This window comes from Acaryochloris sp. 'Moss Beach' (assembly GCF_021497025.1).
GTDB classification, from domain to species: domain Bacteria; phylum Cyanobacteriota; class Cyanobacteriia; order Thermosynechococcales; family Thermosynechococcaceae; genus Acaryochloris; species Acaryochloris marina_A.
On sequence record NZ_CP071717.1, the window covers coordinates 162,351 to 178,494 of the forward strand.

The 16,144-nt window shown below is 44.4% G+C and carries 16 protein-coding genes; 8 read left to right on the plus strand and 8 right to left on the minus strand.

Annotated features, from left to right (window positions below; translation table 11 throughout):
• Positions 1-96: 96 nt before the first annotated feature.
• Complete coding sequence (locus tag HRE53_RS00840; protein ID WP_235108718.1) at positions 97-2,463, minus strand: peroxidase family protein; 2,367 nt, start codon at positions 2,461-2,463, stop codon at positions 97-99.
• A gap of 794 nt (positions 2,464-3,257) precedes the next feature.
• Between HRE53_RS00840 and HRE53_RS00845 the strand changes: the two genes are divergently transcribed.
• Positions 3,258-3,467 (plus strand): Nif11-like leader peptide family natural product precursor, encoded by a 210-nt coding sequence (locus tag HRE53_RS00845; RefSeq protein WP_212661772.1) that lies wholly within the window; start codon positions 3,258-3,260, stop codon positions 3,465-3,467.
• Positions 3,468-3,518: 51 nt separating this feature from the next.
• Here HRE53_RS00845 and HRE53_RS00850 read toward each other — a convergent pair whose 3' ends face one another.
• A complete protein-coding gene (locus HRE53_RS00850; RefSeq protein ID WP_235108719.1) occupies positions 3,519-4,577 on the minus strand; it encodes a substrate-binding domain-containing protein in 1,059 nt (352 codons plus the stop codon).
• 381 nt (positions 4,578-4,958) lie between these two features.
• Here HRE53_RS00850 and HRE53_RS00855 point away from each other — a divergent pair, with 381 nt between their 5' ends.
• From HRE53_RS00855 to HRE53_RS34250, 5 genes are all read left to right on the plus strand, one after another.
• A complete protein-coding gene (locus HRE53_RS00855; protein WP_235108720.1) occupies positions 4,959-5,684 on the plus strand; it encodes an IS1 family transposase in 726 nt (241 codons plus the stop codon).
• Positions 5,597-6,061, plus strand: coding sequence for a hypothetical protein (locus tag HRE53_RS00860; protein ID WP_235108721.1), 465 nt, complete (start codon positions 5,597-5,599; stop codon positions 6,059-6,061). Before HRE53_RS00855 ends, HRE53_RS00860 begins: the two co-directional genes overlap by 88 nt.
• A 248-nt stretch (positions 6,062-6,309) precedes the next feature.
• Positions 6,310-6,636: a hypothetical protein gene (locus HRE53_RS00865; RefSeq protein WP_235108722.1), complete on the plus strand. Its 327-nt coding sequence runs from the start codon at positions 6,310-6,312 to the stop codon at positions 6,634-6,636.
• Between the two features lie 7 nt (positions 6,637-6,643).
• The gene (locus tag HRE53_RS00870; RefSeq protein WP_235108723.1) at positions 6,644-7,345 is read left to right on the plus strand and encodes a transposase; all 702 of its coding nucleotides are present in this window, start codon (positions 6,644-6,646) and stop codon (positions 7,343-7,345) included.
• A gap of 16 nt (positions 7,346-7,361) precedes the next feature.
• Positions 7,362-7,484, plus strand: a complete 123-nt coding sequence (locus tag HRE53_RS34250; RefSeq protein ID WP_255801066.1) for a hypothetical protein — start codon at positions 7,362-7,364, stop codon at positions 7,482-7,484.
• 33 nt (positions 7,485-7,517) lie between these two features.
• Here HRE53_RS34250 and HRE53_RS00875 read toward each other — a convergent pair whose 3' ends face one another.
• Genes HRE53_RS00875 through HRE53_RS00885 form a run of 3 tightly spaced genes read right to left on the minus strand, consistent with a single transcriptional unit; the run spans position 7,518 to position 9,904 of the window.
• Positions 7,518-8,444: an ion channel gene (locus HRE53_RS00875; protein ID WP_235108724.1), complete on the minus strand. Its 927-nt coding sequence runs from the start codon at positions 8,442-8,444 to the stop codon at positions 7,518-7,520.
• An 11-nt stretch (positions 8,445-8,455) separates the two neighbouring features.
• The gene (locus HRE53_RS00880; protein ID WP_235108725.1) at positions 8,456-8,950 is read right to left on the minus strand and encodes an ureidoglycolate lyase; all 495 of its coding nucleotides are present in this window, start codon (positions 8,948-8,950) and stop codon (positions 8,456-8,458) included.
• Between the two features lie 30 nt (positions 8,951-8,980).
• Positions 8,981-9,904, minus strand: a complete 924-nt coding sequence (locus tag HRE53_RS00885; protein ID WP_235108726.1) for a DMT family transporter — start codon at positions 9,902-9,904, stop codon at positions 8,981-8,983.
• 872 nt (positions 9,905-10,776) lie between these two features.
• On the opposite strand from HRE53_RS00885, the gene HRE53_RS00890 reads away from it, so the two are divergent.
• Entirely contained in the window at positions 10,777-11,637 is an 861-nt protein-coding gene (locus HRE53_RS00890) for a hypothetical protein (RefSeq protein ID WP_235108727.1), read from the plus strand.
• A 117-nt stretch (positions 11,638-11,754) separates the two neighbouring features.
• On the opposite strand, the gene HRE53_RS00895 is transcribed toward HRE53_RS00890, so the two are convergent.
• Positions 11,755-12,738, minus strand: coding sequence for a M23 family metallopeptidase (locus tag HRE53_RS00895; RefSeq protein ID WP_235108728.1), 984 nt, complete (start codon positions 12,736-12,738; stop codon positions 11,755-11,757).
• Between the two features lie 567 nt (positions 12,739-13,305).
• Between HRE53_RS00895 and HRE53_RS00900 the strand changes: the two genes are divergently transcribed.
• On the plus strand, positions 13,306-14,463 hold the full coding sequence (locus tag HRE53_RS00900) for an XdhC/CoxI family protein (protein ID WP_235108729.1): 1,158 nt from the start codon (positions 13,306-13,308) through the stop codon (positions 14,461-14,463).
• Between the two features lie 41 nt (positions 14,464-14,504).
• Here HRE53_RS00900 and HRE53_RS00905 read toward each other — a convergent pair whose 3' ends face one another.
• Both HRE53_RS00905 and HRE53_RS00910 read right to left on the minus strand, forming a co-directional pair.
• Positions 14,505-15,188, minus strand: a complete 684-nt coding sequence (locus tag HRE53_RS00905; protein WP_235108730.1) for an alpha/beta hydrolase — start codon at positions 15,186-15,188, stop codon at positions 14,505-14,507.
• 63 nt (positions 15,189-15,251) lie between these two features.
• A complete protein-coding gene (locus tag HRE53_RS00910; protein WP_235108731.1) occupies positions 15,252-15,968 on the minus strand; it encodes an alpha/beta hydrolase in 717 nt (238 codons plus the stop codon).
• Positions 15,969-16,144: the final 176 nt, after the last annotated feature.

A 16,144-nucleotide genomic window follows, 5' to 3' on the forward strand; every position in this document is an offset into this window, starting at 1 on the left:
CGCGTTCAATCAGTGACTCAATCAAGACACCTTCCGGGATTCTTCCCAGAAGGTGTCTGAAGCGATTGAAAGCTGGTGGGACGGAGAAGTTAACTCCTAATTCTCAGTGAATTCAAAACCCGTATTAAAGTTTTCAACTCTTCCTTCTAGAATGGCAATCAAATCGTTACTCCCCGCTAAACGAAGGCTAGTTCGACTACCAAAAGTCATTAAAGTATAGTCTGCAGCACTGCCAGCGAGCTCAATCGTATCTTGATTGAGTTCAAACCGTTGAATAATTGCCAGACCCCGACCTTGGTAAAAGACAGAACGCTCATCTCCTAAGATAAAGACATCTTCGCCTCTACCTCCCTTTAAGAGGTCAAAGTCGTGTCGGCCAAACTGATCGCCAACACCATTAATGATGTCATTGCCGTTGCCACCTCTGACCATATCGTTGCCATTACCCGCAACTAATACATCGTTATCAGCATATCCAGTCAACACATCATTACCATCACCGCCAATAACGGTATCGTTACCCGCACCACCGATTAAGTAGTCATCCCCAAGATTACCGATCAGGATATCGGCCCCAAAATTCCCCCGGATGAAGTCATTGCCATCTAGTCCATCAATCAGATCATTCTGTCGAGTTCCCCGTAATGAGTTTTGGCCATCATCTCCCAAGATTTTGTTCTCATAGGGGACCTGGAATACATTATCTTGAACCAGATAATCTTGGGTCGTGTTCAGACGAATGATATTCGATAAATTTGTCTGGGTAATGTCTGCAGCGAGCACCTTTAATTCATCCAGATCATTCAAGAAGAAAAAGCGATCGCCAGCCGCTGCACGAGCGAATTGATCTTTGATGAAAAAGCTAAAGGTGGGTCCAAGCAAACCACCATGATTCGCCGACAACTCCGAAATACCCCCTAGCCATAAGTCGATCTGGCCCACATGTTTGTAGGCTGTCTCAAACAGCTCAATCACAGCAGGGGCAAACGGCAACTCTTCAAAAGAGGTAATCTCAACACCAAATAGCTGTTTTTGAGCGTCAACATAACTGGGAAGACCCACTTCTCGACCCCGCTGAATATTGACAGATGCTAGGTCAAAGCCTCCTGTACCAGCGCCAAAAAGGAAGTTGCGGACGCCATCCACAATAAAGTTATCCAGTTCTTGAGCTTCTTGCAAAACTAGCCCTCGTAAAAGGGAATCAACCCCATTGGCCGACACTTCCCCAGGTTTAAAGAAGGCATCTTTAAGGGCAATCGACTCTAAACCGTTGTCATCAAAACGGTGGATTTGATTATTGAGTAGGGTATGGCCCAAACGATAAGCCGCATTCGCAAATTCATTACTAACGGCTGGATTGATATAGGGTTGATACCCCTCATAGTCATCGAGCAGGGTATCTCCAATCAGAAGCGGGAGAAACTCTTTATAGGTAATGATTTGGATCTTGGCCCCAATAACCTTACGAGCCGCTTGGTAAAGGTACTCATCCTTCACCTTATCTGCATGGGTTACTCCGTTCTGGTTGAGATACTCCCCTTTAAAGGATTGATATTGAGCGACGAGTCCCGATTCGCCGGCCTCTAGTCGTTCTGAAATATCAGCGGCTAATCGATTATGTTCACGCACAAACAGAACATGATTGGCCGTGAGCCCAAGTTGTTCATTGGCACGAACATCTCCTGCCAAGTAAAGGTCTGCATCCGCGATATTTTGTCCACCGTTAGCGTTGCCAAATGGGTGATCAGCACGATTGTATGGCAAGAGTTGTTCACCATTCTCGGCAACAGTGGTTTTCAGCTCACCGTTTGCATAGGACCGAAGAAAGTTAGCTCGCTCTGCATCTGAACCGTACACTCCAGAACCATCAATAAATGAGGTAATCTCATTATTTTGCTCACGAGGATTATGTCGGTTAGTCCCTGTATCATGTGCAGCTGGCACACGAGTAAAAGGCAGATAAGGAAATTTCGGATTAAAGAGTGAATCAGACTTAGAAACAGGAATAAAAAAGGCTTCTTTTCCACCCTCGTTCAAATCTAGGTCGTGATCAATAAATTGTCCCCACTGCCACAACCAATCACTCGCTCCCAAAAAATTAGGAATCGACTCAGTTTGGCTAGCAACTGTATTGCTTATCTCTCTCGGATTAGGTAACCCAGCTGGATCTGGAATGCTATAGGAGCCACCATGTGGAGAGTCAATCATGATCGCCCCCCCTCGAGGAGTACTCACACCATCATCATAAGCAGGGGTTAATAGTCTTAAAAGCTGAGTATCACTCGAACCCGCATGGTAATGGTATGGATTATTACCTGTTCCGTCAATTGAGCGATATTGAAACAACGAGTTCGTATTGCCTGGAACGGTACCTTCCTCTTGATCTATATCCAATATTCGAGAGCCATAGAGTGGAGTGGCGGTCGACTCTATATCATTGGGTACCATTTCATTATCGTTCATGATTTTAAACCTCAGAAAAAATCCAACAATTGAAAATTTATTCAAGCTTCATTGATGGAATTTCCCCCAAAAAACTTACCCCTTAATTAGATCTAAATTAAGGGAAGGTTTATCGGTTCAATAACTCCTCAATCCATATTTCCGGTCAGAAGAACCAGCCAAAGTTAAATAACCTTGGCGGCCTTAAGAGCCAAAAAATAGCTTGAATATTTTATTAATCCAGCAGGGAACTGATTTAGCACCCTCAAGTACATAGATAAGACTGATTAAGTCTCATATAAGTGATTATGCACAACAACCCAAGTTTCTACTGAGAGTCAGTTGGTCCAGAAAGCTGGGTGACAAGGGGAAGCAATTAACAACAAAAAAGAGGTGAGTGTTTAGTGTTGATTAGCTGAGGCACATATTTATTTTGCGAATTTCGAATAACTTATCTTTTACTCATCAATATGAGATACTCCGTAGGATAGTATTTCTCTGTCCCCGCGCAATTTTTTTATTTGTAGCATTATTCTAAGGTTAGATTCAGGGAAATCTCATATTTCTTTTAAAAAAATATTTTTATATTGCCCTTTGATTGCCAGGCGTAAATTTCTTCAAAGAGCAGCATAGGGTCCAGGAGGGTATCACTGGCGCTAAAGTCCATATCAAGCCCAGTTGACCCGTCAATTAGGCTCATTCAAGATCGCTTGCTTCCTGATACTGCGGCATCTTCAACTTTTGGCTAATAGAGAATCCTGAACCGTTGCTCTATAAGTGAGGGGCACGAACCATTGTCTAAGTAGGGTTGAACGATGGCAAAAACAGAATTTGCAAGATTATTCAGAGCAACTCAGGAGAATCCCACACTGCGTCAGCAATTAAATGCAGCTTCTAATCAAGAAGAATTTGTCAGCATGGCCCAGATGTATGGCTATGACTTCACGGTAGATGAGTGGCAAGAGATGATTGGCTTCAACGTAGAAGAACTACAGTGCGAGCTCTCCGAAATTCCTGGCATCTAAAATACGCTCTAATTCATTAACCCTAGCAAATTGCCCTCTTTCTGCAAAACGCTAGGGTTTTTTCTTTGATTTCGCCCGACAAGCAGATTTTACAGAGATTTTGTGATATGGGGCTAATCCAATTTGCTGTAGCCAACATTGGATCTCTTGGGTTTTGAGAATATTAGCAAAGGTTTGTCCAGCCGGTTGACGCCGATTATCACGAGGGTAAACCACATTCAGCGAAAACGTGAGGGGATAGGTTTGGTTCTGAAGCGCCTGAGCATTGACGGAATAACTGGCTTTGGAATTGCATAAGTCCGTGGCAGGTGTAACGGGTCGATGATTATTTAGCCGCAACGGAGAAACAGTAGCCTTCCCTTTTTCTGCCAGGGCTAAGGGATAGACAGAACATTGGTTAATGACTTTGTTCAGCTCATCAAACCCAATGCTGAATGAGTCTCGATCTTCGAAGTCTTCAATCACCGCTCGGAGTTGCAAGGTGGTACTTGCAAAGCCGCAAAAGGAACCCACACACTTTTGATTCGGTTTATGAATGGGGATTCGACCTTGAGTTGCTACCAGTTTACGGAAAGCGGCAATACTAGAATCATCTACAAGAACTTGACGTTCGAAGATTCGCAGCAGTCCATCCTGATCGGGAAAATACACTTTAACGGGACGATTAGGACCGCCTAACTCCTGCCAGTTCTTGATTTGGCCAGTATATAACCTTCGTAGCTGGTCTAGGGTAATTTTGCCCTTCAGTCTTCGAGGAAGGCTATTCTCCCGCTGAGCATAGCCAAAGGCAACGAATACAGCGATGCCATTATAGGCAAAGGGCTTAACGCCAAAGGATGGATCAATATCATCCGTATGGTTGGTAATAATAAAGTTTGCTGTTTGCCCATTGAGCAACGTTATCACTCTCTGCCCATGTGCCCCAGGTTGATTGGCGGTCGAATCTTGTGATATCGATATCGGCTGATATTCCCAAGACTGTAGAAGAGCTTGGGCCTGAATTAATTCCCGCTGAAGGGTTGTATTTCGCTTTAGTAAGTGGGGTTGGGTATAGAGGAAATCCCAGGTCCCCTGTTTCTCAGCTAAGAATTGCACAGGGCCTATCGGCACATTGGCAACTTGATCGATGCAGCAAGAGATATTCTCTGTAGAAAGTGAGTGTTTAGTTTGATTTCTAAGGTACAGCCACCCTATCCCTACACTGCCTATGAATAAATAAGCAAAAACCCATCCCATCCACCAGCGATATGGACGAGTTGGTCTCGATTCTTTCGTCGTAACTGAAGACGATAAAATTTCTAGCTTTGGAATAGAAGGTAAGCTTAAAAGTGCTTGCCGTGCCTGTTCAGAGGTTTCGAATGGGGGATCAGATTCTCCAGTTAAGCGCTGAATAAATTGTTGGGTAGTTAGGTGAGATTATCTCAGCCCCTCTAGCTAAGGGAGGCTCGAAAAAGGTATTGCTGAAGGGAGTTATTGAGCCAAGATACTCCCATGGAAGAGAAAAAAAGGCCATTACTTTCAGAGCTAGCTTGCGTGAACTCTAACTGTGAAAGCTATGGTCAAGCGGGCCTTGAGAATTTAACAGTACGTAAAGTCTACGGACAAGATCGAATACGGTATCTGCGCTGTCATAGCTGTGGAGCAGAGTTCAGTGAACGCAAGAACACTGCCTTTTGGAATACAAAAAACCCTGAATCTCGAGCAATAGAAGTAGGTCGTCAAATTGCAGAAGGAACGTCTATCAAAGGAACATCACGTCTGACCTACACCCATCCGGATACGGTGAAACGTTTGACCCTCAAGTTTGGTCAGCATGCCCAGGACTTTCATGAGCAGGAAGCTCAGCAACTGGATATCGACATACTAGAGATGGACGAACGTCATGGATACGTCGCCAGCAAAAAGCAGCAGTGTTGGGATGCGGTATCCATTGATGCCGCCAGTAAATTCATTGTCCACGTGGCAGTTGGTCCCCGTAACACAGACCTGATAGAAAGGCTGATGCAAGGCAGTCACAGACGACTAGCTCATCCCCAAGACCTGGTGCTGATGACCGATGGAGAAGCGAGTTATCGCACTCTCTTTCCGGTCATCTTCGGGGTGTCTTACCTCCCCCCCGTCAAAGCACGATGGGTCGACCTCCCAACCCCAAGTATCGGATTCCTCGAACCCTTGCCCACGTCCAAGTCATCAAGCATCGTCAGGGACAAAAGTTAGAAGCCGTAGAGGTGAGCAAAGCTCATGGGAGCTGGCAACGGATCAATCAAGCGCTAGATGAAATAGGGTACAACATTCCCAACACCTCAACTATGGAGCGTTTCAATGGCACTGCACGACGGATGAATGCTCATCAAGTCAGACGCTCACTTGCTTTCGCTCATCGCAGTAATACTCGTCAGGCCGTTGCTTGGTGGAGTGCTACAGTTTACAACTGGGTGAGAGTGCATCGCAGTTTACGAACTCCTCTAGAAGTACCCGAGGGTAAAAAGCGCTTTCAACAGAGAACTCCTGCCATGGCAGTTGGATTAACTGAACACATTTGGACCGAAGCTCAGATCCTCAGAGCACCGGTTTATATAGCTTCTCAAGAATAGGGGGCTGAGATAATCTCGCCTAACTACCTAACATTACGGGCGCGGATAATTGGTAGCTATCTACCGTTATCACTCGATGGCAAGAAAATTGGGCTTAATCAATAAAATTAAGTAATTTCAGTGCCAAGCAACACTATTTTGGCTGATTGCCTGACAGAAGTAGGTCAAAGCCTTTATTTACATAGTTTATGAGAAAAGAGTGGAGAGACATGTGAGGCTAGATTTAATCACAAATCAGCGTTATTCAAATGTCAGGCCCCACCCAAATTTATCGTCAACTGTTTTCCTTTTTACGTCAACACAGCCATTATCGAGATTTGCGCCATCTCATTGCTCTGGGCTGGATGGTAAGCGCGTTAATCTGTAGTGAACGCTTAAGCTTATCTGCCTGGGAATCCTATGTTCCCTGCCGAGCCAGAAAAGCCCAAAGTGTCGAGCGTCGGTGGCAACGATTTATAGCCAATCAACGCATTGATATTAACAAGCTATATGTACCTCTAGTCCTGCTAGCCCTTAAGAACTGGCAATCTCATCGTCTATACCTGGCAATGGATACAACGGTGTTATGGGAATGAATATTGCATGATTCATCTATCCGTCGTCTGCTGTGGCAGAGCAGTACCATTGTTGTGGAAAGTATTAGAGCACAAGAGTGCAGCTGTCGCTTTTGAGGAATATCAACCGTTATTGCGCCAGGCCCGTTGGTTATTGCGGCAGCATCCAGATGTCATGGTGTTAGCAGATCGTGGGTTTGCGAACCATCAACTGATGAGCTGGTTACAACAGAGCCATTGGCATTACTGTCTGCGTGTCCCTTGTGATGTCCTTCTCCATGGTCCACGTCAATGTCCAAGAGAAGTCCGACAATTGTGGCCATCCAAAGGCGAAGCCCTCCTCTACCGCAATGTCGGTCTTTGGGAAGATGGCATCTATCGGTGCAATCTGGTGTTGGCTAATATCCGAGGAGTGAAAGAACCATGGGCGGTGATTACAGATGAATCACCCACGCTACAGACCTTGTGGCAATACGCTTTGAGGTTTCGGGTCGAAGAATTATTTCTCGATAGTAAGTCTGGAGTGTTTGAGCTAGAAGAGTCGAAAATTCGCTGTGCTGATGCATTAGAGAGGCTTTATCTGGTTGCTGCTGTGGCACTGCTATTCAGCACGACTCAAGGAATGGCTGTTCACATTAAAGGGCTGCGCCAACAGGTTGATCCACATTGGCGGCGAGGCATTAGTTATCTCAAAATTGGATTGCGATGGCTCAAGGGGGGTAGTCCATAAAGGACGGGAGTTGTTGATGCCAGTCCCCTTGCTCTGCCATGATCCACAACCGTGTTTTGCGTCTAAAAAAGCTCAAAAGAAACACTACAACAAAATCTGGTTCTCTCGCATCCGCTCTTTACAGTGCAAGGCTTTATGAGCAGGGGAAGGCGAAGATCTGTCAGGCAGTCAGCTATTTTGGAGTGACATCATGAAAGTGGGTATAGTCAATATATCGATGTCCATTTGGAGTCTGATGGAAGATATCAATAAACTTGTGATTCCACAGGATGTCCAAAGCACCATAAGTATGGCGAGCATGAAGGGATTGAGCCACTGTGTCATCAATCCCAGTCAATGTAACGATTAGGGTTGCCTTAGTACGTTCTAGCGACTCAGCAGTCGCGCCGTAGAGTGGACTGGATTCATCGATGGGATGCATCACCGTCCAGGTTAGGGTAAAGGAAGGAGTCCGAGGACGCAGCAAATTAAGATTATACAAATGCCGCATGGCATCTCCCTCAGTGCTAACTTCGTCCTGGAGGAAGTATAGGTTAATTTCAGCTTCCAGAATTTGGTTGCGACGCTGGTTGGCAGTACGGAACATCAATGTTGGAACGCCATTGTAAGGCGTAATCACTGCAACGTGGCTAAACAACACCCGAGTTGTTGGTCGAGAAAATCTAGCAAATGCCAAACCTGTAATTAAGGCCACACTGAGAATACTCGTAAAGGCTTCAACCGTAACTACAAAATTGGCGTATGCCGTTGTCGGGTGCATGGCACCATAGCCAATGGCTCCCAAAGTTTGCACACTGAAAAAGAACGCATCCCAAAAAGATCCCGGAGTCGCATTGGCAATACAATCTCCCCCTGCCAAGAAAGCCAAAGCAAACAGAACATTAATGACTAAATAGCCGCCCACCAGAATCAGCAGAAATCCCAACCAGGGAATCGTCAACAGCAAATGATAGGGATCGCGCCAATGGGTGTACCAAACGCCCAGGCCAGAAATACTAAATTTGCCATCCTTAAACTTCAGATAGCTTTTTTGAGGCAAACTTTGGGCTAATTTTCGGCGGAGGGACTGACGGCGGCGGGAATTCACAGGCGAACGCATAGAATGGACAATCACATAGGAGCTGTGATTAAGAATTCAACATTATATTGGTTGATCAGGTTGCATGTATCGTGATCAACCTGATTCGTGTCTGATAACTCTAAGTTATAGAAATCAATATAGTCTGTATCAAAGTGAGGGCCAGCATGCCAAGTCCCAACCTCTAATTTGATAAAGCAGTCCCCAGGAATTTGAAATGCAGTAATCTGATCTAGAGCCGGTTGAGCAGCATCTCCTGGGGGAGCAACAGCCATCAGCCAGGGTTTACCACCTAGGGAACCTAAGCACTGGGTACATTTTAGGTGCCGCGTAATGCGCGAGAACTGTCGGCCCAGTTTTTCCAGCCGCATGATATAGAATCGAGGAATTCCGTTGTCTAGCTGCAATTGAGCATTATCAGGACCATACACAGCCCCATCTTCTGAGGCAAAGATGACCTGGCCGTAGGGTTGAAAAGCCTCTGGAGTAATGGGTTGAGCAATTAGTTGTTGTGTGGAACATTGCATAGACGAGTTTTCGAAGGATGCTGCCAGAAGCTATGATACGGGTTTGCGATCGCTCCAACGAGCCAGAACAATCCCTGCCAATACAATAACGCCCCCCAAGCCTTGCTGCAGAGTCAGCGCCTCTCCAAATAATCGCCACGCCAAAATTGCCGCCGTAACCGGTTGGAGCAGCAAACTGACAGAAGCAAAAGCAGAAGGCAAATGGGCCAAAGCAAACATAATCAAACTTTGGCCAATCACCTGAGAAATGCAGGCTAATCCCACCAAAGACAACCATCCAGTCATCGTCATGGGTAAGAAGCTTTCTCCTGACAGCCAAGCGACAAAGAACAAAATAGTAGCTCCAACCATGCTGCTCGCAAAGGCAATGGTGGCCGTGGGGAAATACAAACGTAACCGAGCAACAGACAGAATATATCCAGCGTAAAAAATGGCCGTAAGTAGCCCTAAGGCCTCCCCAAACAGATGTTGGGTATCGATACTAGCACTGACTAATAAGGTCGCCCCTGAGAGAACGAGAGCAATAGCAACCAAAAACCATCGAGAGACGGTTTCCCCAAATAGTAGCCACCCCCCTAGAACGACAAAAATAGGGGCAAAGTTAGCCAACAAAGTTGCATTGGCAACAGAGGTAAATTGAATAGACCAATGCCAAACCGCCAAATCCGCTGCAAAGAAGCCCCCTGCTGTCAGCAGGGGCCACAAATTTACATCCTGTTCTTTCGGGAGGGAGGATGAAGAAGGTCGTGATGTCCACAACCATACTCCCAATAGAGGGACAGCCAATCCTAGTCGATAGAATGCTGTTGCACTCGGTCCTAATTCACTCAAGCGAACAAAGATGGGGGCAAAAGCAATGCCCACAGCCCCCAGAAGCAGAGCCATGAAAGCATAGGGATTGGGTTTGACACCATGCGAACCAACCTTTTTCTCTGTTAACTTGAGCTGAGTCATGGTAAATAGCAAGTATCAGCAGTCATCTGTGGTTAATTATCCCAATCGTATAGCCACAAACATGTGCATACTCAAAAGTAATCAATTCAGGCTATAGCTGGCCCTGGAGCAATAAATTACTCACACACATCTTTGCCATATCTGCCACAGGCTGTGATATCGATTTTCATAGCAACTCTCGATCAATATTATCCAACGTCTTGATCTAGAGACATGACTTGCTGAGCTTGCTCATGGTTACTTATAACGTGACAACGCCCATACCCAATAATATATTTGCTCCGTATCTTGGGCTGTTTGTCCACAATTTTTGTTATGAAAGATAAAAGCACTAAACAATCAACCTTTCATTGCTAATTTTGGATGTCTTCAAGAAACGATCTAGGTTTACCTCTGTAGGTATGGTCTTCACACAACTATTACAGACAATGAGAATTCAGCACTGATATTACTAGCATTTCAATATAGGTGCCCTGAAAATTCTGTACCTTATTTCAGCCATTTACTAGAGTATTTTAGAGTTCAAGCAACTTATTATTACTCCATTCATCCGAGAGACTGGATGCTTAAGAAAAACCAGTAGACTTAAACGACTCACCACTGCTATTCCAGAAGAATAATTTCCTCTTACCTACATGAAATAATAAATATTTTCAAGGGTTATGCTTACATAGCCAAAATGATAAAACCATAGATACGAAGTATGGTCAACTATCCCAGAGTACGAAAGCAAGGGAAATAGATCTTTTACAGCCACTAATCGAATAAGGATGTAATTTCAATACCATTCTCTCCCACGACATCAACAATGGTCATTAGGGCACCTATTTGAACTGAAGATGAAAAGCACTTGCCCAACTTGCAAACGCCCCTTGTACTTGCCTGATAACAACCAGCCTCTGCGGAAATGGCTAGTTATTTGTTCTGATTGCTATGTACTATACCAAGCTGAGCCTGGTGTTGTGATTGGTGCATGGCTAGGGTTTTCCCATAATCACCAAGATATTTATCAAGCCCGAATTCAGATGAAAACTGGATCTACGAAAACAGTAGAAATGAACCAGCTCATCAGTGCAAACGTTCCAATTATATTAGTGACACCTCTCAACGGCCTAGGTCAATTAAAGCCAATTTCATTAGTAGAACTCCAGACAAACCAGTCTCACTTTCTGCTTCACCCTCAGCGGAAACTCTCCAAATATCAACGATACAGCGCTATTGGAGTCAGTATATTTGTTGTCTGCGTAGGTTTATCCATACAGAGCACGTTAGCCCCTATCATCATTGTGGTGGTGGTCAGCAGCCTTTTAGTAGGAAAATTAATACCAAAAATCTTACGAAGCAAAAAACATCATTCTCCAGCTAAATATCGCTTAATTTTGGAGCAGCGACTCATTAAACAAAGCGACAATTGGGGAGAGCAGCTACAACAACTAAAAATAGAGTTATCAAAATTAGATCAAGCGAACAAACAACTCATTTCTTACAGTAAAGATGAATTATTCCACATCAGATCAATCTCAAACAAGCCAAGAAAACGCCAGTACTTTGAGAACAAGTATCACAGACTGAACGAATTGATTGAGCACTATATCTTGGCAAAGACTTTGATTGACACAAATATCGCTATTATTCAGTTAACAGAAGAAGTGCCCATTGACCTAATAGATCAATTATCTAGCTTCTCCTTGAAGATTAAGCATCTAGAAAATCGCTATCAATCTATAACCTAATCCGCCATACTCTTAACCCCTGGAATATGAAGGCATAAGATACCTCCAATAGACTTTCTATAAAATCATATCTACTCTAAAACAACAGATATTCTAGAGTTTGCAAATCCTATTATTTTATTTCAGAAGAACATCTTCTTTATGGTCAATGATCACTTTCTTATCTCTAATTAACTGATATCGTCCAGACCACCGACCTGGAATGAGGGGTTGTTGGGTACCCTTTTTCCCTAAAGAACGGGTCCATACCTTCTGAGATTCAGACACGGGACGATTAAACTGAGCAACCATTTTGCCCTGAGGATCTTGGAGCTGCAAGCGTTCCTGATCTCCTTTGAGCATTCCATAGGTATGGACCCAAAACACTAGGGCAGAGCTATCTATCGGAAGCACCTGATCCTTAAAATCCCCATCCCATAACTGCTCTAGTTTAGGCAGTTGCGTGGCAAAGCCAGCCCGAATCAATCCCGTTGATTGGTAGGGAAGGGCTAGGTTCCATAAGGGACTCTTACTGCCCTGGCACCCCACTTGGGCTTCTGGCCCAGTAAACGGATCTATAACCTTGTCTTGGTAGCGAACACTCAAGTGAACATGGGGAAAAGAAGCCTTCCCAGAAGTACCTACTAAACCTAGAGGCGTGCCCTCTTTCACTTTGTCGCCCGGTTGAACCAGCACACTTCCCTGCCGCAGATGACAATATTGGGTCTGCCAGCTTTCATCATGTTCAATAACAACACCATTACCGCATTCCATTCCTTCAACGGCATCTGTTTGAGTTTGATCCTGAATTCGGCGATCGCGAATATTGTTCCGAGTGCGCAATACAGTCCCTGCTGCCGATGCCTTAACGGTAACCTCCTCTTGCTCATCAGAGATAGCAAAGTCGGTTCCTTTGTGGCCATCGTAAGTCATCCGGCCACAGCCAAAATCTACAGCTTCTGGCCCTGGATCCCGATCAGGATAAAGCAGAACAAAGCAGTCTTTGCCTAAGGTGCAATCAATGGGTAGCCCTAGCCGCAAGGTGGGATTCGCTTGGGTCGCCAATTCACATCCCACCACAAAAAACAATCCCAACAACAGTAGAAAAATGTACCTACGCACAATATTGTTGCTCCTTGTCCTAAACCAGAGGTATGTGAACTCACTTTATCAATGGTTGATGAGTTCTAAGTGAATTAATACCGATTGAATTTTATTCAAAATCTAGAATTAAGCTGAATAAATATCAACTTATGGTTTTCTGAATCCCCATTTATTTAGTTATGCTTTGTATTACTTCAATATCCAAACATTCACAATTCATCACAAATCTTCTACAGCAAAGCATTACCAAGTAACCTTCTCAGCTTTTTTGTAAAGATTGCTAATATTTATGAGCCATAGACTTACTAAAGCGTTATAGCTGGAATACTTAGAAAGTAAAAATTGATAACTGCTTAAGAGATGACCACTTTACATTCTCGGAATCAGTACGATTATTAACATTTCTATTAATATTTTTTATAGATATTTAAGAAGTTTTTTTAATTTATAGTTAGCAAGGATTTTTTTCAGTAGAGAAGAATTACTAGATACATAGGGGAATTGAAGACTATCTGGCGACAAAATCATATCTCCAAATTAATTGGGTAACAGATTCTTCTCGCGTAGAGCATTCATTTTACAGTTTTGCTACTCGTTCGAATGAAAGAGCTACAAGAAATCATTCCTTTTGTCATTCAAGCCGATCATCAAGATCCGTCCATTATTGTAGCGACTGTATTGCAGGCAGAAGAATCAAGCTACTGCAAGCCTGGAACTCGGATCCTATTAACCAAAACAGACCAAACCATCAAGGCAATTTGTGAGGATTATGTTGATCAAAAAATTATTGACCAAGTTAAACAACTGGTTCAGATCAATGCCAGCCTTCAAGTATACCGATATCATGTCGATTGCCCCCATAAACTGAATAAAACAAGCTCTCAGGGCGGAACTACAATTTTACTGGAGCCTCTCAATAGCCGATCGACTAGAGCTCAGTTTGATTTTATCGCCGAATGTTATAGCGAGAACCAATCTGGGGCAATCGCTACCGTTTTTACAGTAGAAGGGGCTATTCCTGCCCAAATCGCCTCCCGATTATTTCTCAAAATGGATGGTTCAGTAGCCAATCAAATTGGGGACCATTTTCTCACCAATCTCATTTTTCAAGATACCGTCAAGATACTGGCAGCGGGGCAAACTCGGACCAGAAGTTATCCCTTTATTGACGGTTATGTTCAAGCCCTGATCGAAGTCATTACTCCTCCCATCCAGCTCTATATCTTTGGCATTACACCTTACACCTCTCCCATTACACTCCTTGCCAAACAGTTGGGGTGGACCGTGGTCATCATTGAGCATCCATCACAAGACATTAAACTCAACCATTTCCCAGAGGCGGATCATATTCTGAAAGTAGATACCCAGGATCTGCCCAAACAAATTCAGCTCTCGTCTTATTCAGCTGCTGTGGTAATGACAGGAAACTTTGAGCAGGATTTGGCGATAGTAAAGTTTCTCTGGTCTAGTGCCATAGGCTATTTAGGCATCCCTGGCACCAAAGCAAGAGCGCAACAACTGATTCAAGGGCTGCAGGGTGGGGGCACACTTACAACTCAACAACTCAATCGGCTGCATGGTCCCATCGGCCTAGATATCGGTGCAGAAACGCCCAGTGAAATCGCTTTAGCGATAGTGTCTGAGATCCAGGCCGTTGTTAAACATCGCACTGGCTCGTTTTTACGAGAACAGCAAAACTCGATCCATGATTCTGTTCCTGATTTGATTTCCCTGATCAAATAACTCCATGCAATTAATCATCAGAGTTGAGTCTCCTTCACATCTCAATCTGGAGGTGCTGCATCAGGCTCAGGGGTTTGTTCTGGAATAGGGTTGGGTGGGACAGAGGTAGAGTCACAATCACACACCAAACTTTCTAGGAGTCCAGTTGCGATCGCAGCACCGGATTCCACCGAAGGGGCAAACCGACTAACAAGCCGATCAATCTGGCCTGCGGTTCGGGCTAACTTGACGCCATCAATCGTCATTTCAGCCAGAGGATACTTTTCCAGAAACTCCAACAGGGAAATCTGACCATCATCGCTCAAGGACTGAATCACCCCTGACCGAAGGGCTTGGATATTTGCCACTCGACCTGGAGTTCGAAAAATCTGGCCTGCTTGAAACAATGCATATTCTCCAGGCAATAGGTAGAGCAACCGATCGGCCAATCTGAGGCTAATTTTCACATCTTGAGCTAGAAACCGCCGGACGACGTTGGGATCTTGATCGGCAGCATTCAAGAAAAACTTGAGTTTAGAAGTGGCTTTACCTGTTTCAGCAAAAGTCTTGAGTTCTTTTACCGTTAGAGATTGACCAAATGGCCCATAGGTAAATTTAATCTTGGTTGCCCCCAGGGCAGTTTCGGCCTGAAGAACCAGGGCAGACAAGGTAAAAATAGAACCCAGCCCCATCCAGACCACCATGTTCCGCAACCTTCGTAGACCTGTCATTGATGTTGATGCCATAGTAAGGTCCCAAATTGAGAGAGCTGGATTAATCAGGGAAATACTTAACTGCGTACAATCACCCTATTTTGTCTCGATCAGGACAGCTTTTTCAGTCGGCTCCAAGTGATTACATTTCTCAGAGGAATGACGGTCGATTGCGGCATCTGCAGACTGATATTGCTTACTGGTGGCATCCACTTCTGGTTCTGCCGCAGATTTAGCGGTATCACAGTCACAAACTAAATCTTGCAAAACCCCTTTAGCCACTTCTAGGGCAGGGAGTACCCGCTCCACAAAACCGCGAACATCCTGATAGGTCCCTTCCAAACGGGTTAGATCAAGCTGAATTTGGGTTTGGGGATGCTTGGCAATCAGTTCAATAAAGGAAACCCGGTTGTCAGCAATGGAATCTAAAACAGCGGTGCGAATTTCCGCTAAATCCCTTTCAGTGCTACCAGAAGCACTACTAATGGCATCATCCAATTTCAATAGCAAAAAATCACCATTCGATCCTTCGATGAAGCGTTCGACAAACTTGGGAATTTTGATTTCTTCTTTTAAGAGAGTTTGAACAACATTCGGTACCTGGGCATCCGTCCCTAGCAACTTTTGCAAATCAGTAGGCATCTCCCCCGTATCGGCAAACCGATCTAAGTCTTGTCGAGTCACTGTTGCTTCCTCTGACTTATAGCGAACAATGATGCTCTCAGAAGCCTGTCCTAAGTCTGCACAGGAAAAGCTTACGAGGGTGGCAAACATCATTCCCAAAGGCACGGGGATTGAGCGTTGGAATAACATAGAATCCTCCTTGAGAAATCAAATAAAGATGCAATGAACCAAAGCACCTTCAGGCAAACCCAGCACAACATGTCATGATTTGCTTTATTTTCCGAGGCGCTCGCTTCTCTTGTAAATGCATCCATGTAAATATTTACAGGAGTTTTGAACCTTAAACTGTTCAGAGAATGAGTGCT